Raw genomic sequence first — 21,670 nt, 5'->3', positions numbered from 1 at the left:
ACATGGACAACTATGATCACTACTGCATGGACAATTATGATGTGAGGTGACGCATGATATGCTGCAACTGCTCCATAACGGACAAGGGGTCAAATCCATAGAACATGTCGGCATCAATCTCGTATACGCGTCCTTCACGAACGGCGGAGAGGGTACCCCAGGATTCCTGATTCAGCAGGTTATCCAGCATTTCTCGTTCGGTAGGTTCCTCAGGGAAGGCGACAAACATGTGATCTGCGGCATACAAGTGAATCTCGGATAACGGAACATGAACGTACCCCGTAAGTAACTGTCCATCCTGCTCCATCCGTGACGGTGGAGTGAAACCGAGTGATTGATACAGCACATGAGAAGCTCTGCCCCAGCCATGACCATAGATATAAGCGCCGTCCTCTCCAATCATAAACATGCAAACGGCAGACCCTCGAGACCCTTCCATCCATTGATCCAATGTATGATTGGCCTCTTGCTCAAGTTGATGATATTGATCTAACAACGTCTGTGCATTGGACTCAAGCCCTGTGATTCGGCCCAAATGAAGAAGCTGCTCTTGCCAATCGAGTTCCTCAAAAGGCATCAGAATGGTTGGTGCGATCAGACGTAGTTCATCGGAAGCGGGATGCGGTGCATATCCGACAATGACATCGGGATCAGCGTTTGCAATCAGATCCGTATGTTTAACCAGCTCATATTCGGAATGTTGCTCAAATGGTTCATGACCATGTTCCCCCAGTTTTTCTTCCATCCAACTGGCGACGGCACCCATGTGGGGAGTGTGGCCCAGTGCCAGAAGTGAGGCCGTATGATTGTAAGTCAAAGATACAATCTTCTTGGGCATTTTCCGGTAGTGTGTTGGTGCTGATCCAACTATCTGTTTGAATTTGCGGCTCAGATAAAAGGTGTCTCTGTAGCCTGTCAGTTGTGCAATTTCCTGTAGCGTAGGGTTCGCGAACAACAGATGTTCCTGAGCCATCCTGATTCTGAGACGAGTCACATATTCAACAAACGTAAGACCTGTATGTTTCTTGAACTCTCGTGAGAAATGCTCGGGACTCACATTCGCATCCCGTGCCAATTGTTCGCGGGTCAACGGATGGGTATACATCTGATGGATATGTCTAAGCACGGCATCGAGCCAAGAGTGATCCTCATGCGCAGAGTGAGCCACATGATCCCGCAAAATATCCAGTAACTCATAGAAAAGCATATGTGGCCTGAAGGGGCTGGAATCATGTCCCTTCGAACTTGCTTGAACCAGCTCTACTGCCCTATCGGTGAGAGTACGACTCGCAATGGGAGCTGGTATCCCGAACGGCCAGAACAGCTGTTCATTTTCAGTGGAATCAAAAGCAATAGCAATGCCCTGTATTGGCGACAGGGAGCCGCGCTTGTTCTCGTGCTGAAGCAGGCTTCCAGCTTGCCGAACCACTGCGGAGCCTGCATTTAATGTCAGTTTACCCTCTGCACTAATCAGCCTGGCCTGGCCAGCAGTGATGACGTATAGTACATGAAGTGTGCTCCACATCTCATCTGTACGAGAGAACGCCTCACGGTCGTGAAGTTGCACTAGATGGCGCAGCTTGAACAGGGCATCAGGGATGGACTGAATCTTCTGCAAGGAAACGGGGCGGGACAGCGATTTTTTATGATAAATGGGCTTGGATATATTCATTAGATAACTGTCTCCTTACATAAGTCAGCAGGGGCATTATTCGTCTCATGCCCCTGGTGTACTGGCGTAATTCTCGAATCTCGACTATTATGCAGTATATACTATAAACGAAGTGACGTGGATGGACAGATTGAACAAATCAACTTTTTCTGTGAAAAATAGATAAAGTGGTTGAAATCGCTATCAACACCGACTATAATGAAAATGTCGAAACGTTTCAATCTGGCGTTTACTGCCAGTTTCATTGTGTTAGGCACGAACTGTTTATAGAGCTCCAGATTGAAAGACGCGTCATAACCATCAATTATGTATGGACTGGGACGGGATGCATTCAACCCTGGTACCATAAGGATGGAAACAAGGATTTTTTTTGAGAATGCCTCGAAACGTTTCGATTGATGGTTATTCCATTGATGTGTAAAATGACTAATGAACGATTGTTTAGGATTTAGTGGTTGTTCTAACCATGTACCGTATAAAATGTAGATAACTTAGAATTTGTTCTTTATAGGTTCAACTAAACTTTTTACGCGAGAACGGAGAGGACAGAAATAACGTGAAGAAGCGAAGCGTTCGCCTTTATCCCCGGATTTTCCCTTTGAAGAAGGGAATTAAAAAAATCTGGGGATAACAGCGATCGGAAGGTTATTCTGTCATCGGAGTGGTAAGTGTAAATATTCTTTAGTTGAACTTATATATAGTTTAGAAGGAGCGAACGTGGAATGGCAACGATCAAGGATGTGGCAAAGCTCGCAGGTGTAGCACTCTCGACTGCTTCCTATGCGCTGAGCGGGGATAGCAAGGTTAGTGCTAAGACCAAGGCTAAAGTGCTTGAGGCAGCACGAGAACTGAATTACCGTAAGAACGGCTTTGCCATGGACCTGAAACGGAGCCGGACGAACACGATCGCTTTAATTCTGACAGATCTGTCAGGTCCGTACTACTCGGAGTTGATCCGTAGTGTACAGGATGTAGCACTTGCGAACGGATATGATCTGATTGCGTGCAGTTCCATGGGTGGACGGGACTCAACGGCAGTACGATTTTTGCGTGAAAAAAGAGTAGATGGAGCCATCATCCTGGCGCATAACATTCATGATGATATTCTGGTGGAATCTGCCGGTCCTCGTTTTCCGATCATTGTGATGGATCGTCAGCTGTCGAGTGACCATCTGGTCAACGTGCTGGTGGATGGAGAGCAGGGCGGTTACCTTGCAACCCGCCACCTGATTCAGGCAGGACATCAGAAGATTGCATATATCAGCGGTCCTTCCAACTCGTATGACAATGCGCTGCGTTACCAAGGGTATCTGCGGGCGATGCGGGAAGCGGGACTTGAAGAAAAGTCCAAATGGCGTTTGAACGGTAACTTTGTACGTGATGGCGGATACAGTGCAACCAAAATGATGATCATGCAGGGCGAGCTTCCCTCAGCGGTATTTTACGGTAACGATGAGATGGCGATTGGCGGCCTGAAGGCGCTGGAAGAACGCGATGTATCGGTGCCGAATGACATTTCCGTGATCGGTTTTGACGATATTCAGTTGTCCGAATATGTGCGTCCACCGCTGACAACGATACGCCAGCCGAAGCATGAAGCCGGGTCGCTCGCGGGACATTTGTTATTCCAGATGCTTAATGGCGAAGTGGTAGATCCATCGTATACGTTAACGATTAATATGATCGAGCGCAGCTCTGTACGTTCGGTGTAGACCGGGTCTGGAAGCGAAGAATTGCCTGCATGCTGAAGTAAAAGTTTAATGATGGGGTTATCGTCCGGACGGGCTGTAAAAAGCCGGTTTGAAGAGGCCCCTATTCTTTTTCAAGTTTATCGAAACGTTTCGATTCTATACTAAATCAAGGAGTGAACCTTATGACAACGATGATTAATGAACCGATCCGGTTGAGTGCCGGGGAGTTATCCTTTACCTTTTTGAACAGCGGAGACCTGTACCAGGCTACATCCGGTACAACGATGTTGAACCAGTTGCTCAGCAACCAGATTGATGGATCTCTGAATAACCTGTACCTGCGTGTGCACGAGGGAGAGAACATCAGCTCGTTCCCCCTGCTCGGTGTACGTTCGAATAGCAAGGTAGTTACAAGCAAAGCACAGTCCAGCAACCAGTTGATCTGGGAGGGCACAGTCCAGCTGGAAGGCAAAGAACAAGGCATTGGCTACCAGGTTGTATTTACGGCTACACCGCAAGGTGTATGGTTCTGGGATGTGAAGCTCACAGGACAACAACATAACGTAGACGTAGTATATGGACAGGATGTAGGTCTTGCTGATCCAGGTGCGGTACGCAGTAATGAAGCTTATCTGTCACAATACATTGACCACACGGTGTTTGAAGATGAAGCGAAAGGTTATGTCGTTTGTTCCCGTCAAAACCAGCCTCAGGGCGGTGCATTTCCATATATGCAACAAGGTTCCCTGACCAAAGCAGTTGGTTACTCCACAGATGGATTCCAATTCTTCGGTCTGTCGTACAAGGAAACGAATCAACCAGAGAGCTTGAATCGCCCAACGCTGGCAAATGAGACATATCAGTATGAATTTGCCTATACGGCATTGCAATCCGAACTGTTGAATCTGAACGGAGAAGCACAGGTAGTCTTCTATGGACTGGCGAAGCCTAATCATGCCGAAGGAATCTCTGCACTGGAATTTGGAGATGAAGTTACAGCAGCATGGAATGAAGTACAGGCTCTGACAGTGGAAAACGGCGATACGTTGGAACAGGTGAAACTGTCCTCCTTCCTGGGTGAACCGCTGGTTACACTTGATCTGACACAAGATGAGATTCATGATCTGTTCCCTGATCGTCATCAGGAAGAGCACAGTGGCGAGGAACTGTTGTCCTTCTTCACAGGCAGCTATGAGCATATCGTTCTGAAAGCAAAAGAATTGCTTGTGGAGCGTCCACATGGTCACATTCTGATGAGTGGTGGCAACGTGCAACTTGGAGCACAGGTTATTACGACAACATCGTATATGTACGGTATTTTCAACTCACAACTCGTTATTGGTAACACCAATTTTAATAAAATGATCAGTAATGCTCGCAATGCATTAAACGTGCCGAAAACGGCGGGACAACGCATCTATGTGGAAATGGACGGACAATATCGTCTGCTGACGATGCCTTCCCTGTTCGAGATTGGCTTCAACTATGTACGTTGGATCTACAAAACGGCATCCGATACGATCATCGTGACGAACTACACAGGGGCACACACCACTGAAGTGAGCATGAACGTACGCTCCACAAGTGGCACGGCATACCGTTACCTGGTAACAAACCAGATTACGATGAATGTGAATGAGTACGAATATCCGCTGCATATGACGCAGGATGGCGATACTTTGATCTTCAAGGCTGATCCACAAGCGATTAGTGCAGGAACGTATCCAGATCTGCAATACCGCATGTCGGTGGACGGCGCAGCTGTGAATGTAGGGGACGAAACGTTGCTGGCAAGTGGTATCCGCAGTGGTTCCGCATCTCTGGTAACGCTTAGTCTGGAAGCGAGTGCTGAATGGACGCTGAAGGTACAAGGGGTATTGGAAGGCCAAGCGGACAGCGGAGTGGTAGCAGGTTCAAGCCTGACGTTTGAAGAGGAAGTGCAGGCATACCGCGAGTTCTTCGCAAGTGTGATGAACGGGTTCCGTTTGTCCCGTGGCGAAGGTCAGAGTGCTGAGGATCTGTTCAAAGTAAATGCGCTGGCTTGGTGGTACACCCACAATATGCTGGTTCACTATTCTGTGCCTCACGGTTTGGAGCAGTACGGCGGCGCGGCTTGGGGTACACGGGATGTGTGCCAAGGTCCGGTGGAGTACTTTATGGCTACGCAAAAATATGAGCAAGTTCGCGATATCATCAAAATGGTCTATACTCACCAATATGAAGATGATGGCAACTGGCCGCAATGGTTCATGTTTGATAAATACTTTGCGATCCAACAGGAAGAGAGCCATGGTGACATCATCGTATGGCCGTTGAAAGTATTGGCGGACTACCTGACAGCGACTCGCGATTATGCGATCCTGGATGAGAAAGTACCTTATACCGTCAAGCATAGCTTCGGGTTCACGGAAGAGACGGCAACTGTACTGGATCACGCGAAAAAAGAGATCGAATATATCCGTTCGCACTTCCTGCACGATACGTTCCTGTCTTCCTACGGCGATGGCGACTGGGATGATACGCTCCAACCAGCCAATGCACAGCTCAAGCAATACATGGTGAGCAGTTGGACGGTGGCATTGACGTATCAGTCCGTGAATGTGCTCTCGCAAGCGCTGAAATTCAAGGATGCGGACTTTGCACAAGAGCTTGACGTGCTGGCTCAAGGCATCCGTGAGGACTTTAACCGTTACATGCTGGGCACAGATGTGATTCCAGGCTTTGTATACATGGAAGAAGCCGACCAAGCGAAGCTGATGCTTCATCCAACGGACACAGAGACAGGCATTCAATATCGTCTATTGCCAATGACGCGCAGCATGATCGGTGAGTTGCTGAATGCAGAGCAAGCAGAATCACATTATGCCTTGATCCGTGAGCAGTTCCTATGCCCGGATGGCGTGCGTCTGATGAATCGTCCAGCTCAATATGCTGGTGGTGTAAGCACACACTTCAAGCGTGCAGAGCAAGCGTCTAACTTCGGACGTGAGATTGGTTTGCAATATGTACACGCTCATATCCGTTACGTGGAAGCGATGGCGAAGCTCGGCAAGACAGATCAGGTGTGGAATGGTCTCGCGATGATCAACCCGGTTGGTATCGGCGAGGTTGTACCTAACGCGGAGATTCGCCAAGCGAACTCGTACTTCAGTAGTTCGGACGGTAAGTTTAATACACGTTACGAGGCACAGGAGCATTTTGACCAGCTTCGTAAAGGGACTGTACAGGTGAAAGGCGGATGGAGAATCTACTCCAGCGGCCCTGGAATCTACATGAATCAGCTGATCTCCAACGCGCTTGGCATTCGTCAAGAGGGCGGCGATCTGGTCATTGACCCGGTATTGCCAGCTGAGCTGAACGGCATGCAATTCGAATTCGAGTATGCGGGTGAGCCAGTGACGTTTATCTATCACTTGAATGAAGGTGCTGTGAGCCGTGTAGCGGTGAACGGTAAGGACATTCGCACCGAGCGTACAGCGAACCGTTACCGTCAGGGCGGGGTCTGCATCTCACTTGATGAGTTCAGACAAGCACGTAGCGCAACTGAGCGCACGGTTGTTGATATTTATATGTAAATTCATAGCATGATGTACACCAAGGTCATCCTCCTTTCTTCAAGGCGGGATGGCCTTTTTGGCATATACTCATGATTGGTCAACGCAGCGGAACCGCCAGCAACGTATGCAACAGCTCATTATGCCGAACATGCTTGGTTACGTACCCTTGTTGCTCCAACCAGCCGCATAGCTCATCGAGCAGAGGGAAGTGACGCTCGCGCAAGGCGTTCAGTTGTTCTTGGTGTCCTGTGGTTTCGGCCTGCCGAATATAGGAATCACGGTGAGTCGCATCAACAAACATCAGATCGGTTAAGCCGATACGCCCGCGCGAGGTTAACACCCGCTGTATCTCCTGTAATGCCAGTAGCTGCTGGTCTGGACTCAGATGATGGAAGGCGAAGCTGGATATAACAAAGTCGAAGGAATGATCAGCAAAAGGTAGAGCGAGGAAATTTCCAAGCTTCACATGCATCTCGGGATATTTAGTACGGCATCTACGCAGCATCTCCCGGGACTGATCGATTGCGGTCATGTCTGCGCCGTGCTGTAGCAGTTTCCCAGCCAGATTACCCGTGCCTGTACCAATATCAAGTCCTTTCTCACCAAGGGCGGGAGAGATCCAATGAGTTGTCTGTTCGAGCGCTTCTTCATAGTTGTGATACAGATAAAAGGAAGACTGTACCATATCCTTAGATTCGCTCGGCGTGGAATGACCTGCATTATGGTGTGGATGTGAAGCTTCATGCTCATCGCTTATGGGAAAGGCTTCATCCGAAGGATGCCTGCCCTCTGAATTGTGGTGTTCAGTAGTGACTCTGCCTTCTGCCTGCACTCGCTGATCGTGGATGGCTGCCTGCGTATCATAATTCCACCGATCATGCCAGTTCTGTCGTGCTTCACGCAGGCGACGCGCACTATCCGCAAGGTCGTGCAGATGGCTGACATCCAGCGGACCGTCCTGACGATTCAGGTCAATCATGCGCTGGGTTGTATCCATCATACGTTTCAACTCAATCCACTGGGCATACATGACGGCCTGTTGCAGCTCCAGATATTCTTCCAGCCGCTGCTGGTTCCCCTGATCAATCTCTCCGAGCGCGTGTGTAATATCCTGCAACGACATGCCAATCTCACGCAGCGCAGCAATGGTCTGAAGCCGCCAGATATCATTCTCGGTATAGGTACGATACCCGTTACTAGACTGTTTGGCGGGCAGAATTAATCCTTTTTCCTCATAAAAGCGAATGGCTCTCGCCGATATACCGAGCCTGCTTGCTGCCTCTTTGATATTCATTATTCATCCGCTCCTTATCGAACCAGTATAAACCATGACGTTACGGCAAGGTTAAGTGTTTATCTCATTTTTCGAAAAGGTTCAATATCGAGTGGAATTTTAGTCAAAGCTGAGGCTATGCTACAATATATAGAACAAAGAATTTTAATCAGTGAAGCGAACGAACGATATATTCTAAGTTTCTTAACAATCTTCATTTTCTAAACTTTCCCGACGTTGTAACGTACAGCGTTGTCGACTATAGCACGAAAGGTTGAATCATTATGCTTACCAGCCATACATTTACGATTCGTCCATCCGAGATTAAAGATGCAGCTCAGCTAATGGAGTTGGACACCTTGGTATGGGACAAATATACCTCTCCTGCACCGATGCATTGGCGCTCCAGACAGCAATATCTGCAGCATTGTCCGCCAGGCAGTCAATTGATTGCAGTGCAGGGAGAGCGGGTATGTGGTTATGTGGGCTTTCAGCCAGCCACAGGTATGCCCGTCAACCGTCATGTCTACGAGATTCATATTGCAGTTCATCCTCATGATCGGCGTTGTGGCATTGCCACAGCTTTGATGGATGCCATCAAGCAGCATGCGGCCCAACAAGGCGTTCGCAAGCTCAGGCTGCGCGTACTTTCTAGCAATCCGGGAGCGATTACGTTTTATACACAGTGTGGATTTGTGACGGAAGGCAGGCTGGTGTCCGAGTTTTATATCGGAGACAAGTATGTGGACGATATTCTTATGGGTTATTTTATCCAGACCAAATAGAAACTAGCTGAGGAGGAGGAACAACGATGGACATGGGACTTCAAGGTAAAAAAGCACTGGTGCTGGCTTCCAGTCGAGGACTGGGCAAAGCGGTAGCCGCTCAATTGGCAGCAGAAGGTGCTGACGTCATGCTTGCCAGTCGGAGCGAAGAAAAGCTCGCAGCAGTGAAGCAGGAGCTTCTGGCGCTTGGTGGTGGCGGACGTGTGGAATATTGTGCAACCGATGTGACACGCAAGGAAGATATTGAGGCTCTGATTCACAAGACAGCGGAGCTGTTTGGACAGATTGATATTCTGGTGAACAATTCGGGTGGCCCGCCATCGGGTTCATTTGAGTCACTGACGGATGAGGATTGGGAACGTGCATTTGAATTAAATGTACTCAGTTATGTAAGGCTGATTCGAGGTGCTCTTCCTTATATGAAAGAAAGCGGAGGACACATTGTGAATATCGCTTCAACTTCGGTGAAGCAGCCCATTCCGGGTCTGGTGCTGTCCAACACGTTCCGTACCGGCGTGTTTGGATTGGCGAAGACGTTGTCTCAAGAGCTTGCTCCATACGGAATTTTGATCAACACGGTGGCTCCGGGTCGTATTGCAACAGATCGTATTCGTGAACTGGATGCAGCACGGGCTGAGCAGAACGGAATAAGTGAGGAAGAGGTCTCTGACCAATTCCGTAAAGAGATTCCACTAGGCCGTTATGGTCAACCGGAGGAGTTTGCCAAAGCGGTTGTATTCCTGTTATCCGGAGCCAATACGTACATTACCGGAACTTCATTGATCGTGGATGGTGGTATGGTCCGAGCACTATAAAAGTCATTGAATAAAATAAAATACCCTCTGTCACCACATTACGTGGAGATCGAGGGTATTCGTGTTGATCCATTATGTTGGGAGAGATCACTCCCGATTCATTATGTAGGCGAATTAGCGCAAGAGTTCCCATTCATGCTGAAGCATGCCGTACACCGCATGGTTCACGTAACCTTTAGGCAGTTTCTCTGCCTGACGAATGACACCCTCGAGAACAAATCCGAGTCTTTCAGGGATAGCGCGACTCCGTTTGTTGTTCGTTGCCGAGCGAATTTCAACGCGATTCAGGTCCAGGGTCACCAGTGCATAGTCTACCAGAACGCGACAAGCGCTTGTCATCAAGCCTTGACCCTCAAAACCTTTGCCAAGCCAATATCCGATGCTTACCGAGCGATTGGTCCAGTTAATTTCGTGGAATCCAATAACGCCGGCGAGATCCCCTTTTGACCATACTCCCGCGGTGAATCCGCCATTCTCGGCACCTTGTTTTAACGCGTTGGTAATGAAGTTCGAGGTGTGTTCCACTTCTGTCACATGATCCACCCACGGCAACCAATGTCTCAGTTGATCCCGCGAACGATCCGTCAGTTCGAACAGCGGTTTGGTATGTTCCATGGCCAGTGGCCGGAGTTCGGTATATTCATCCAATGAATAGGTAAACATGAATGCAACCTTCTTTCTGTATAAGTATTGGTTTGTTTGTAGTGGATTAACGGGAAGCCTTGGGTAACTTTTGCTCCAGTGCAAACAGATCTTCTTCCATTGAGGCCATGCGTTGATTGACCGTTGTACGTGCGTCACGGAGTGCCTGATTATATATGTAGGGAGCGAGCTGTGTCATGAACAGGTCGAGGACACCCCAAGCGGCCAGATCACCCAGTTCTTCGCCACGTTCCTCTTCGAAATACGACTGGATGGTGCGAATGGCTTCATCCTGCTGATCTTTGGTCAGTTTAAGCGAGTTCAATGGAATGGGAAACCCTCCCTTTAATTTGATTTTACTATCATGCTACATGATTCGAGCCAACCCGTCAAAATGGTTATGGGCCTATTTATGCACGGCTGATCCTGACTTTGGTGCCGTTCTTTATTGAACTCCTCCCCCGTTAAAGGTATATTTAAATGAAACGCGTACGAAACTTTCCAAGAAAACAGTTTTTTTTCAGGAAATGACTTCGTTATAAAGGAATTATAGCCGGAATTGCTGCAATTCCCGAAAGCTCCAATCAATTCATGAAAGGTTTGATACCTGTGGACAATCGTACAACCCCACCTAACTTTATCAAAAATATTATTACCGAAGATCTCCGGTCAGGGAAAGTCCAGGAAGTTATTACCCGTTTTCCTCCGGAACCGAACGGTTATCTGCATATCGGCCATGCCAAGGCGATCTGGATTAACTTTACGCTGGGCGGCGAATTTGGCGGCAAAACGAATCTGCGCTTTGATGACACGAACCCGGTCAAGGAAGATGTAGAGTACGTTCAATCGATTCAGGAAGACGTGAAATGGCTCGGATACGAGTGGAACGAGAAGCGTTTTGCCTCCGATTATTTTGATGAGATGTACAGCCGTGCTGTCTTGTTGATTAAAAAAGGAAAAGCCTACATCGACGACCAAAGCGCCGACGAAATCCGTGCAATGCGTGGAACGCTGACGGAGCCGGGCAAGAACAGCCCGTACCGTGATCGTTCGGTGGAAGAGAATCTCGACCTTTTCACACGCATGCGTGCAGGTGAATTCAAGAACGGGGAGAAAGTGCTGCGTGCCAAGATCGATATGTCTGCACCGAATATCAACCTGCGCGATCCGGTTATTTACCGGATTTCACATGCACACCATCATAACACCGGCGACAAATGGTGCATCTATCCGATGTACGCCTTTGCTCACCCGCTCGAAGATGCAATTGAAGGTGTAACGCATTCCCTCTGTTCACTGGAGTTCGAGGATCAACGTCCGTTCTATGATTGGGTTATTGCGGAATGTGAGATGGAGAGTCAACCACGTCAATACGAATTTGGCCGCTTGAACCTGTCCCAGATGGTGACAAGCAAGCGGAAGCTGAAACTGCTCGTGGACGAAGGTCATGTGGATGGATGGGATGATCCACGTATGCCAACGATTTCAGGTCTGCGCCGCCGGGGATATACACCGGAAGCCATTCGTGATTTTGTATTTGAGACAGGCATTTCGAAGAGCCAAGGGGTTATCGACCTGCAAACGCTGGAGCACTTTGTACGTGAAGACTTGAAACTAAAAGCTCCGCGCACGATGGCTGTCCTGCACCCGCTCAAAGTGGTTATTACCAACTACCCTGAAGGGCAAGTGGAATGGCTTGAAGCAGAGAACAATGTGGAGAATCCGGAGATGGGCAATCGCCAAATTCCGTTCTCTCGTGAGATTTATATTGAACAAGACGATTTCATGGAAAATCCGCCGAACAAATACTTCCGTTTGTTCCCTGGCAACGAAGTTCGTCTGAAACATGCATACTTTATCAAATGTAATGATGTGATTAAGGACACAGAAGGTAATGTAACTGAGATTCATTGTACCTATGATGTGGAGACAAAGAGCGGCAGTGGCTTCACTGGCCGTAAAGTCAAAGGAACAATCCATTGGGTAGAAGCGACTCAAGCGGTACCTGCTGAATTCCGTCTGTACGAGCCTTTGATCTTGGATGAAGCGCCGGAAGCAGAGGTCGAAGTAGCAGTAGCTGGGGCTGAAACTGAGGTCGTGGAAGAGCAACCAGAGAAAACGTTCCTGGATCAATTGAACCCGAACTCCCTTGAGATTGTTAACGGTTTTGTGGAACAAGAGATGAAGGAAGCGAATGCTCAGGATAAATTCCAGTTCTTCCGTCACGGTTACTTTAGTGTAGATCCGAAACATTCCGAACCAGGACGTCCGGTATTTAACCGGGTCGTATCCCTGAAAAGCTCATTCCAACTGCCGAAAGCATAAGACCGCTGGAAAAAGTTAAGGTCTGTTCACCAGCGTGCTGGTAAACAGCCGAGTTAAAAGTTAAAGAAAGGGCATCCTTCGTCATGATCATGGCGAAGGATGCCCTTTCTTTTTTTCTGGATCTAGCCAGGTCCAGTTTTAGACTTAGTAATACAATACCGCATGACCCTGACCATGAGCTGAGGCGATAGATGTACGTATGAGCCAAAAATCTAACGAACCGAAGACACGTTATTCAAGTGTATTTGGGCATTCCAGCAATGAAACGAATCGTAGACACCGTATTACCTCATTTGGCTAGTCTTTTTGGGTTTTTTAACATCTTTTATGCGGAATAACGTGTCTGAGATTCTTTGGCTTTAGAATTTCGTGAAATTTCTGCAAATAAGGCGTCTAAGGTTCGTTAGGAGCAACAAACCTTAGACGCCTTTCTCTTTACTGCACCTATGCTTAATCTTTTGTTTCGGTTTTTTGTACGCTGATGTTACACCCTAACGGAGAGGACAGAAATAACCTGAAGAAGCGAAGCGTTCGCCTAAAAGCTTTCTGAAAGAAAGCTACATCGGAAGCATACGCTTATCTCCGGATTTTACCCTTTGAAAAGGGAATCAAGAAAATCCGGAGGTAACAGCGATCAGAAGGTTGTTCTGTCATCGGAGTGCCCTAGTGTATCTTTAACGTTCGAATAGCCTGCAACAAAAGATTATCTGTCCTCATCTATACTGCCCATCTCCGTCAACACAACCGGCTGATAGCCGTTACGGCGATTCGATAACCACATGATGCCGAATCCGACCGCGCCGATGAGCGAGAAGAATACGCCGATGCTATACATGATTTCCGCACCGAAGCTTTGGAACAACCAGCCGCCGAACAGACCGGCAATCACGCCGGAGAGACCGCCCCAAGCCATCGTGTAGACCGCTTGACCGGAGGAACGATAGGGTCTTGGAATAAACAGCATGGTCAGCTGTGTGCCTACATAGAAGTACCCACCGAACGTAATGGAGTGCATCAGCTGAATGAATACAATCTCCATCGGGTTGGTGGCCAGTGCCATGAGCTGCCAGCGCAGTGCAAACAGCAGACTGATCAGGATGAGCGATCCCAGGAGCATGCTCATTTTGCGTTTGAGCAAGCGGTCGAGCAGCAGAAATACGCCGACTTCGAGAATGGATGAGGTGAAGATGGCCCAACCGACCATCTGTTTGTCTCCACCCATCTCTACTATGTATAGCGACATAAATGTACTGTTCATCGCATTGGGCACCGATACGAGTACACCCAGGCCGATAAATGTCATAAAATACGGATTGAACATGACTTTGCCAAACCGCCGAAAAGTAACCACGGGTGTATCCGAAGCGATCGGCTGTCTGGGCAGAAATACGGAGAATACAAAGGCTGCGGCAATCATGCACGCAAATATAATGGATACACTGCCGATGCCAAAACGGTCAATGAGCGGTCCGGCAGCGACGGCAGTCAGCGCCCAACCGAGTGAACCCCAGAGCCGGAATGCCCCAAATTTCTGGGTCGTACCATCGATATATCCGAGAATCAGACTGTTCGTCTGAGCGAATAATGGACTTTGGAAAAAATAAAAGAAAATCATGGCTACATAGATCCACGTATAACTGGGCGCATAGAACACACCCTGGGCGAGCACAAATGTGCCTCCCATCATAATCATAAGGATGATACGAATATTGCGGGATTTATCGCTCCAGAAGCCCCAGAACGGGTTAGCGAACAAGGATACAAAGGGTCCAATCGCCATCAGACTGCCAATCTCCAGTTTGGTCATACCAATCTCTTGCAGGTAGAGCTGCAGGAATCCGGCGAAGATAGAAATGGCGCCATATATGAAAAAGTTATATAGTTTCAGAGAAACCAATGAGGGATTACCTCTTGAAGGTACAGGTCTGTCCAATTAAGCCATTCCTTTCAAATGCATATTGTTCAATGTATCATTTGTTGAAAGGGGATTCAATCTATAGAAAATGTTGATCGATTGATATAACAAGCCCACATCGTTACCAGGAGGGAGCATGGCATGATGAACACGAGGGAATGGACAGGCATCATATTGGCAGGAGGGTTATCCAGTCGCATGGGGACCAATAAGGCCATGCTGGAACTGAACGGTTCCGTTGTACTGCAACATGTCACAAAGGCCATGAGACCCGCAGTATCCCGTATCATCGTGGCAGCCGGACCCAACGTGACAACCTACGGCGAAATGGGCTACGACTGCGTACAGGATCACTATCCGGGGAAGGGACCACTCGCGGGTCTTCACGCGGCCCTGGAGGCTTCCAGTACAGAATGGAATCTGGTCTGCGCCTGCGATATGCCGCTCCTGCAAACGTCCTTTTTTGATGGGATAAAAAAGGTGGCTGAGTCACATGATTCTTATTCCGCTAATGTTCCACGCGTGGATGGACGTGTCCATCCGCTTGCAGGTGCGTATCACAAGCGTGTGCTCCCCGATCTGGAGAAACGCTTGATGCAGGATCATCTTCGAGTCATGCGATGGCTTGAAGAGATCGGTTGCCGCTATGTCGAAGCCGAAGAGCTTGAAAGAGCGGGTATTCATCAAGTAGCGATGCAATTGAGTAATATGAACACGCCGGAAGACTACGAACGTATTTGCAATCAAGATTCTGGACTCGATTCGGATCTGTAGGATACAGGATCGCCAGATGCATCTGCATGATGATTGCGATATTGTAGCGGACTTTGGCCTGTCCAACGTTTGAATTGTCTGCTGAAATGAGACAGATGGGTGTAGCCGAGCTTCCACGCAATTTCACCGAGCGACAGCTCTGGCTGTTCGATCAGGACTTTGGCCTCCTGCAACTTCAGGCTGGACAGGTAAGCCCTGGGCGATCGCCCATACACCTTGCGAAAGACCTGCAAGCCATATCCCGGACTGATGCCAAACGAGGATATGATCTGCTCTACTTTGACCGTGGATACACTATCTTCCTTGGTTCGAAGCTGGGCATAGAAGGCCTGCTTGATCGCCTCCGCTATAGCTCCCGCATAATGCATGGCTGTTGGGGCTGGCGTGTGTGAAGCAGCAACGGAGGTGGTGGACTCCGGTTTGTTATCAGCGGCTTGGGACAACAGGGCGAACAGTTCGAACATGCGTGCCTGCATGATCATTTTGTCGGTGGAGGTGTAGGCCTCAGATACGTTAATCATGCCCATCCAGCTCTCCAGCACAACGCGCATCTTCCTATTATCTATCGTACCTGCTGCGTAGATTTGGCTATGCTGTGACATCAGCTTCAGAGTGAAGACTGGATCATCCACATTAAAGTGAGCGCTAAAATAAGTCATGCCGTCTTTGGATACACATTGATTGGTATGTTTAAACCCGGGAGGAATGAGGAGAATGGAACCTTCCTCCACGGTATAGGTATAACCATGAATCACACTCTCTTGTGTGCCTTCGATAATCAACATAATCTCAAAGCCCGGATGTGATTCCTCCGGCATCGCCCATCCATAGGGAACTTGTTGGCTGTGCGCGCCATAGAATTTGATGTTACAGTCGATAATAGGCAGCCAGTGAGCCAGTGTATGGTGAGGCATTTCTCGGAGCTGTGATCGGATATCCATAACATTCACCTCGGAAAAGGGTAAAAACAACTCGCTTTGTACAATCGGCACCCTTAGTATACTTCATTATAATCAGTTTAACGCAAGCATGGATAATCCATGGAACGAATAAGCGTTTGAAGGGGTTACTGAATAATCCAAGTTCTTCAACCGATATTAATGTAAACGCTACCATTATGGGTTGGAATGTGTCAACTCGTGCACATGTCAAGATCATTACATTTTCCCGACAAAAAGGAGATTAAATCATGGACAAATTATTATATGGCGTAGCCTACTATGATGAATATATGCCTTACGAAAGATTGGACAAGGACATTCAGATGATGAAGGATGCAGGGATCAACGTGGTCCGCATTGCAGAATCAACCTGGAGCACCCATGAACCGCAGAATGGCGTATTTGACTTCTCTTCCGTGGATCGTGTGCTGGATGCCATGCATGAGGCAGGGATTCAGGTCATCGTTGGGACACCAACGTATGCTGTTCCTACATGGATGGTGAAGGAACATCCGGACGTGCTGGCTACCACCTCACAGGGACCTGGCAAATACGGCGCAAGACAGATCATGGATATTACACACCCAACCTATCTATTCTATGCCGAGCGGATCATCCGCAAGCTGATCTCTCGAGTGAGCACACATCCAGCAGTAATCGGTTATCAGACAGATAACGAGACGAAGCATTACAATACCGCAGGAGATAATGTACAACTGCAATTTGTCAAATACATGCGTAACAAGTTCAGCTCACTGGATGAGCTTAACAAGGAATTTGGCCTCGACTACTGGAGTAATCGGATCAATAGCTGGGAGGACTTCCCGTCTGTTGTAGGAACGATTAACGGCAGTCTGGGTGCTGAATTTGCCAAGTTCCAGCGGCAGCTGGTAACCAACTTTTTGGCTTGGCAAGTGGGGATTGTGAATGAATACAAACAGGAAGGACAGTTTGTTACCCAGAACTTTGACTTCGACTGGCGTGGGTATTCCTACGGCATTCAAGGGGATGTGGATCATTTTGCCGCATCGAAACCTTTTGACATCACCAGTGTGGACATCTACCATCCTTCCCAGGATGATCTGACCGGCATTGAGATTTCATTCGGCGGGGATGTGGCGCGTTCGACCAAACAATCGAACTATCTGGTACTGGAGACCGAAGCGCAGGCGTTCTGGCATTGGGTTCCCTATCCGGGGCAACTGCGTTTGCAGGCATTCAGCCATCTGGCATCGGGAGCGAACATGGTTGCCTATTGGCACTGGCATTCGTTGCACAATTCGTTTGAGACGTATTGGAAAGGATTGCTCAGTCATGATTTCGAACCGAATCCGGTGTACAACGAAGCGAAGACCATTGGCAGGGATTTTGCAAGACTGAGTCCGAAGCTCGTGAATCTGAAGAAAAAGAATCGGGTGGCCGTGCTGTTCAGCAATGAGGCGCTGACATCAATCAAGTGGTTTGGGTTTAACTTCACCAGTGACAAGAACTACAATGACGTGGTGCGCTGGATGTACGATGAATTGTACAAGATGAACATGGGCTGTGACCTGATCGATCCATCGGTTGAGAGTTATGCGGAGTATGACGTACTCGTTGTACCTGCTCTGTATGCTGCTTCGGATGCATTGCTGGAAAAATTGAATCAATTCGTACAGGATGGCGGACATATCATCTATTCGTTCAAAAGCGGATTTGCGAATGAGCATATCAAGGTACGCTCTACTCGCCAGCCCGGCCTGATTAGTGAGGCATGCGGGATCAGCTATAACCTTTTTGTAGAGCCAAAACATGTCTCGCTGCGCGATGATCCATTCGAGGTTGGTGAGGAGCAAAAACAGGTTCACACCTGGATGGAACTAATTACACCGACAACGGCTGAGGTACTCGCTTGGTATGATCATGCACATTGGGGTGAATATGCGGCAATTACCCAGAATGCCTATGGAAAAGGCAAAGCAACCTATGTCGGATGTTATACCAGTTCTGCGGTGATCCGTAAGGTATTGGAACGTGTTATGAAGGAAGCGGGTGTATGGGGAGCTGATCAAGAGTTGGCTTTTCCTATCATTGTGAAGACCGGTGTGAACGATCAAGGGAACACGATTCGCTACTATTTCAATTATGCAGATGAGGCAACATCCTTCGTGAATGCATATGGGGAAGGGACGGAACTTCTGGCAGGAACCCCGATTGCTGCGGGAGAGAAGATCGAACTGGAGCCATGGGGCATACGGATTATCGAACAATAATAGGAAATAATAAATTTAGGTATATAAGTTGAATTTAGCATTTCCAAACGAATATAAAGACCAAAGCGCCCTCGGCTTCCATGCTGGGGCGTTTGTCTATTTTAGCTCAGGAGTGGATGCGCTGTGTTTACCGAATGTTATCGGAAGCTGACAGATCCTTTCAAACGCAGCATTCGCAATAAATTGATTCTTACCATGACGCTGCTGGCCGTGCTGCCCGTTATTGCCATGACCGCTATGGCAGCCGAGAATACCCGCTCTTCCATGGAAGAGGAGATTATGGAGACCAACCGAGCCAATATGAACTGGGCCTCCATCTATCTGGGTGAACAGTTTGCCCGCATGAACAATATTATCTATTCGATTCAGATCAGTGACGAATTGCATCAATATCTGGCGTTGAACCAGGAAGCGCCGGCAGCCAGTCGATTCGACGAACAGAAGGCCGTTTTCAATATGCTCAACAGTGTATACTATTCCGCTGGCAATTATGTATTTGGCGTTGAACTGTACCTGAAGGAATTGGACACCCTGTTCACCTTCAACTCCATGGATTCTCGCATCAAGGCGGTATCGGAAATACCGGAAGGATATCATGAGCTTTTTGCACAACATAAAGATTTTACGATTATCAATGATCCGGACGATCCGCAAAAGTTTCACATGACCCGCAGCATGAACCGCTTCGAGGATCAGGCACAGATTGGCGCCATCAGTCTGGAGGTGAAGTGGGCTGAGTTCAACCAGACCCTGGAGCTGCTGGATAGCCGGCGAGACTATGCGGTATACATTGCGGACAATGCGGGGAGTCCAGTCTATCAGCCAAACCAAGAGATTCAGCCGTCTGCGGAAGCACTGGAGAAATTGGCAGGCACGAAAGAAAGTTCGGGCTTCATTCGTACAGCCAAGGAGTATGTATTCTTTCACTCCATCGAGCCGTCAGGATTACGTGTGATCAAGGTTGTACCTGCCCATGTCATTAACGAAAGTGCTTTGGAGACGATGAAATACGGATTAGTTGTGGGGGGCCTGGCAACCGTCATTTCTGTGGGACTAGCTGCGCTCGTGGCCTGGCGTACATCGAAGCCGATTGTCAGACTGGCGAATTCCATGAAGGGTATCCAGCTAATCAAAGACAGGGAAGTGGTACGAAGCGGCCGGGTGGATGAGATTGGTCTGCTGGAGAAAAATCTGCACGGCATGGCTAATCGTATTCGGGAACATATTCGCGACAACTATCTGATGAATCTGGAGAAGCAGACGGCCGAGCTCAAAGCACTGCAATCCCAGATCCATCCGCATTTCCTGCAAAATACGTTGCAGATGATTGGCGGCATGGTCTACTCGCAAAAACCGGCAGACAGTTACAAGGTCATTCGAGCCTTGAGCGAGATGTTTCGTTATATTGTACGAGCGCCGGATGGGCTTGTGCCCCTACAGTCTGAACTGGACCAGCTGGAGCATTATATGCTGATTCAGAAACAGCGTTTTGCCGGCAGGCTTGAATATACACTGGAGATTACCGGAGAACTTCGGGCGTGTTATATCCCCAAGTTGTCTTTGCAACCCATTGTGGAGAATGCATTTTTGCATGGTCTGGAGAAGAAACAGGGCGAATGGAAGCTGGGCATTGAGGTCGTCTGTGAACCTTCAGATGTAACCATTCGAATTTGTGATAACGGCGTGGGTATGGATGCTGAGAAACTAACGGAGATGCAGTCCAGACTGGAGCGGATTACCCGGCAGGCTGATCGGGTGTGGAGTTCAGGTACAAGTATTGGACTGGTCAATGCGGCCTCACGAATGGTAATGCATTTTGGACCTGAATATGGGATGAGCATTGAAAGTGAATACGGACAGGGGACAAGCGTTACGGTACAAATCCCCTGCAATACAGGAGGCGAAGCCTTGTGAACAAGGAACTGTACAGAGTGCTGTTGGTGGATGATGAACCGTGGAACCGGGATATTTTGCGTAACCTAGGAGATTGGAATGAACTTGGCATGACCGTTGCAGGTGAGGCAGAGGATGGCGAGCAGGCCATTCAACTGGTCAAGCATCATCAGCCTCACATTATCATTACGGACATGCGCATGCCCGGCACAGACGGTGTGGAGCTGTTGCAGACGCTTAGCGGACAGTACCCACAGATCAAGGTGATCGTGGTGAGCGGATATGATGACTTCAATTATGCAAAACATGCGCTCCGCCATCGGGCTGCTGATTATCTGCTCAAACCGGTGAATCCGGATGAACTGAATGGTGTACTTGCTAAATGTGCAAGGGAGTTGGAAAAGGTTGAATCAGCACCTGAATCGTGGGAATCGTACCCATCTTCGTTCGCAGGTGAGTTCTCCCTGTTTCAGCAGCAGGCCCGCCTGCGGTTTAATGACCTGAACGGTCAGAGTCTGCGTGAGTGGTTCCAGCAATTACAGCAGAAGCTGGAACGATGCGAGATTAACAGACCTCGCCAGCTTGGCAGGGTGGCTCATGAATTACAGGCTTTGCTGGATGAGTTGTGCGTCTCCAATGGCTTGTACGAGCGGCCCGAAGCAACGGCGCTACCTCTTGCGGCTGCGCTGGCTTCCATCGAATCCACGATCGCATGGATTTCGACTCCGTACTATCAGGCTTTGGAGCAGCTGATTACGCAGCGCAAATTTAAGAACAAGTTGAACCTGGACGAGGTGAAGCAATACATTGAGCAACACTGTATGGAGATGATTACGCTGGAGCAGCTCGCCCAGATCTTTTTTGTCAGCAAGGAATATCTCAGCAAGGTATTCAAGAAAGAGTATGAGGTGAACGTAACCGACTATGTTATCCAATTACGTATGACGAGAGCGAAAGAATGGGTGATGGATGAACAGATTCCGTTCAAGCATGTTGCCGAGATGGCGGGTTATGAAGATGTGTCCTACTTCTATCGGGTATTTAAAAAGCATTTCGGAGTATCTCCAGGGGAGATGCGGAAGGGACAGGCTCGTATATCAGGTAAATCAGGCAGTAGTACGGAATGAGACGTACG

The 21,670-nt window shown here is 48.5% G+C and carries 15 protein-coding genes; 9 read left to right on the top strand and 6 right to left on the bottom strand.

All coding sequences use genetic code 11. From position 1 onward, the window contains the following. Positions 1-34: 34 nt before the first annotated feature. Entirely contained in the window at positions 35-1,672 is a 1,638-nt protein-coding gene (locus tag HF638_RS08515) for an AraC family transcriptional regulator (protein WP_169479827.1), read from the bottom strand. 722 nt (positions 1,673-2,394) lie between these two features. Between HF638_RS08515 and HF638_RS08510 the strand changes: the two genes are divergently transcribed. Then, positions 2,395-3,384 (top strand): LacI family DNA-binding transcriptional regulator, encoded by a 990-nt coding sequence (locus tag HF638_RS08510; protein WP_169479826.1) that lies wholly within the window; start codon positions 2,395-2,397, stop codon positions 3,382-3,384. A 161-nt stretch (positions 3,385-3,545) separates the two neighbouring features. Further along, the gene (locus HF638_RS08505) at positions 3,546-6,938 is read left to right on the top strand and encodes a GH36-type glycosyl hydrolase domain-containing protein (protein ID WP_169479825.1); all 3,393 of its coding nucleotides are present in this window, start codon (positions 3,546-3,548) and stop codon (positions 6,936-6,938) included. 79 nt (positions 6,939-7,017) lie between these two features. Here the strand turns inward: HF638_RS08505 and HF638_RS08500 are convergent, their stop codons facing one another. Continuing rightward, complete coding sequence (locus HF638_RS08500; RefSeq protein WP_169479824.1) at positions 7,018-8,214, bottom strand: methyltransferase domain-containing protein; 1,197 nt, start codon at positions 8,212-8,214, stop codon at positions 7,018-7,020. Between the two features lie 263 nt (positions 8,215-8,477). Here HF638_RS08500 and HF638_RS08495 point away from each other — a divergent pair, with 263 nt between their 5' ends. Further along, positions 8,478-8,978 carry a GNAT family N-acetyltransferase gene (locus HF638_RS08495; RefSeq protein ID WP_169479823.1) on the top strand — a complete coding sequence of 167 codons (501 nt, stop codon included), beginning with the start codon at positions 8,478-8,480 and terminating at the stop codon, positions 8,976-8,978. A 26-nt stretch (positions 8,979-9,004) separates the two neighbouring features. Further along, positions 9,005-9,793: an SDR family oxidoreductase gene (locus HF638_RS08490; RefSeq protein WP_047840749.1), complete on the top strand. Its 789-nt coding sequence runs from the start codon at positions 9,005-9,007 to the stop codon at positions 9,791-9,793. Between the two features lie 114 nt (positions 9,794-9,907). Here HF638_RS08490 and HF638_RS08485 read toward each other — a convergent pair whose 3' ends face one another. Together HF638_RS08485 and HF638_RS08480 are read right to left on the bottom strand one after the other, a co-directional pair. Beyond that, on the bottom strand, positions 9,908-10,456 hold the full coding sequence (locus HF638_RS08485; RefSeq protein ID WP_036612698.1) for a GNAT family N-acetyltransferase: 549 nt from the start codon (positions 10,454-10,456) through the stop codon (positions 9,908-9,910). Positions 10,457-10,502: 46 nt separating this feature from the next. Then, the gene (locus tag HF638_RS08480; RefSeq protein ID WP_169479822.1) at positions 10,503-10,760 is read right to left on the bottom strand and encodes a DUF2164 domain-containing protein; all 258 of its coding nucleotides are present in this window, start codon (positions 10,758-10,760) and stop codon (positions 10,503-10,505) included. 266 nt (positions 10,761-11,026) lie between these two features. Here HF638_RS08480 and HF638_RS08475 point away from each other — a divergent pair, with 266 nt between their 5' ends. Further along, entirely contained in the window at positions 11,027-12,760 is a 1,734-nt protein-coding gene (locus HF638_RS08475) for a glutamine--tRNA ligase/YqeY domain fusion protein (protein ID WP_169479821.1), read from the top strand. Positions 12,761-13,463: 703 nt separating this feature from the next. On the opposite strand, the gene HF638_RS08470 is transcribed toward HF638_RS08475, so the two are convergent. Then, positions 13,464-14,657 carry an MFS transporter gene (locus tag HF638_RS08470; RefSeq protein ID WP_169479820.1) on the bottom strand — a complete coding sequence of 398 codons (1,194 nt, stop codon included), beginning with the start codon at positions 14,655-14,657 and terminating at the stop codon, positions 13,464-13,466. 159 nt (positions 14,658-14,816) lie between these two features. Between HF638_RS08470 and mobA the strand changes: the two genes are divergently transcribed. Continuing rightward, positions 14,817-15,449, top strand: coding sequence for a molybdenum cofactor guanylyltransferase (mobA, locus tag HF638_RS08465; protein WP_169479819.1), 633 nt, complete (start codon positions 14,817-14,819; stop codon positions 15,447-15,449). On the opposite strand, the gene HF638_RS08460 is transcribed toward mobA, so the two are convergent. Further along, entirely contained in the window at positions 15,419-16,390 is a 972-nt protein-coding gene (locus HF638_RS08460; protein ID WP_169479818.1) for an AraC family transcriptional regulator, read from the bottom strand. The two genes, mobA and HF638_RS08460, sit on opposite strands and share 31 nt — an antisense overlap. Positions 16,391-16,638: 248 nt before the next feature. Between HF638_RS08460 and HF638_RS08455 the strand changes: the two genes are divergently transcribed. The 3 genes from HF638_RS08455 (at position 16,639) to HF638_RS08445 (ending at position 21,662) form a co-directional block, all read left to right on the top strand. Further along, positions 16,639-18,642, top strand: coding sequence for a beta-galactosidase (locus tag HF638_RS08455; RefSeq protein ID WP_169479817.1), 2,004 nt, complete (start codon positions 16,639-16,641; stop codon positions 18,640-18,642). Between the two features lie 123 nt (positions 18,643-18,765). Continuing rightward, the gene (locus tag HF638_RS08450) at positions 18,766-20,556 is read left to right on the top strand and encodes a histidine kinase (protein WP_169479816.1); all 1,791 of its coding nucleotides are present in this window, start codon (positions 18,766-18,768) and stop codon (positions 20,554-20,556) included. Then, positions 20,553-21,662 carry a response regulator gene (locus HF638_RS08445; RefSeq protein ID WP_348982087.1) on the top strand — a complete coding sequence of 370 codons (1,110 nt, stop codon included), beginning with the start codon at positions 20,553-20,555 and terminating at the stop codon, positions 21,660-21,662. The genes HF638_RS08450 and HF638_RS08445 overlap by 4 nt, the downstream gene beginning before the upstream one ends. The last annotated feature ends 8 nt before the right edge of the window (positions 21,663-21,670 follow it).

Source organism: Paenibacillus sp. SZ31 (genome assembly GCF_012912005.1).
Lineage (GTDB): Bacteria > Bacillota > Bacilli > Paenibacillales > Paenibacillaceae > Paenibacillus.
This window is presented reverse-complemented; position numbering and strand designations above follow the sequence as displayed.

What these genes read in the sequence shown, in the direction of transcription:
- HF638_RS08515 (WP_169479827.1), bottom strand. Translation starts at nt 1,672, where the DNA reads ATGAATATATCCAAGCCCATTTATCATAAAAAATCGCTGTCCCGCCCC.
- HF638_RS08510 (WP_169479826.1), top strand. Translation starts at nt 2,395, where the DNA reads ATGGCAACGATCAAGGATGTGGCAAAGCTCGCAGGTGTAGCACTCTCG.
- HF638_RS08505 (WP_169479825.1), top strand. Translation starts at nt 3,546, where the DNA reads ATGACAACGATGATTAATGAACCGATCCGGTTGAGTGCCGGGGAGTTA.
- HF638_RS08500 (WP_169479824.1), bottom strand. Translation starts at nt 8,214, where the DNA reads ATGAATATCAAAGAGGCAGCAAGCAGGCTCGGTATATCGGCGAGAGCC.
- HF638_RS08495 (WP_169479823.1), top strand. Translation starts at nt 8,478, where the DNA reads ATGCTTACCAGCCATACATTTACGATTCGTCCATCCGAGATTAAAGAT.
- HF638_RS08490 (WP_047840749.1), top strand. Translation starts at nt 9,005, where the DNA reads ATGGACATGGGACTTCAAGGTAAAAAAGCACTGGTGCTGGCTTCCAGT.
- HF638_RS08485 (WP_036612698.1), bottom strand. Translation starts at nt 10,456, where the DNA reads ATGTTTACCTATTCATTGGATGAATATACCGAACTCCGGCCACTGGCC.
- HF638_RS08475 (WP_169479821.1), top strand. Translation starts at nt 11,027, where the DNA reads ATGAAAGGTTTGATACCTGTGGACAATCGTACAACCCCACCTAACTTT.
- mobA (WP_169479819.1), top strand. Translation starts at nt 14,817, where the DNA reads ATGATGAACACGAGGGAATGGACAGGCATCATATTGGCAGGAGGGTTA.
- HF638_RS08460 (WP_169479818.1), bottom strand. Translation starts at nt 16,390, where the DNA reads ATGGATATCCGATCACAGCTCCGAGAAATGCCTCACCATACACTGGCT.
- HF638_RS08455 (WP_169479817.1), top strand. Translation starts at nt 16,639, where the DNA reads ATGGACAAATTATTATATGGCGTAGCCTACTATGATGAATATATGCCT.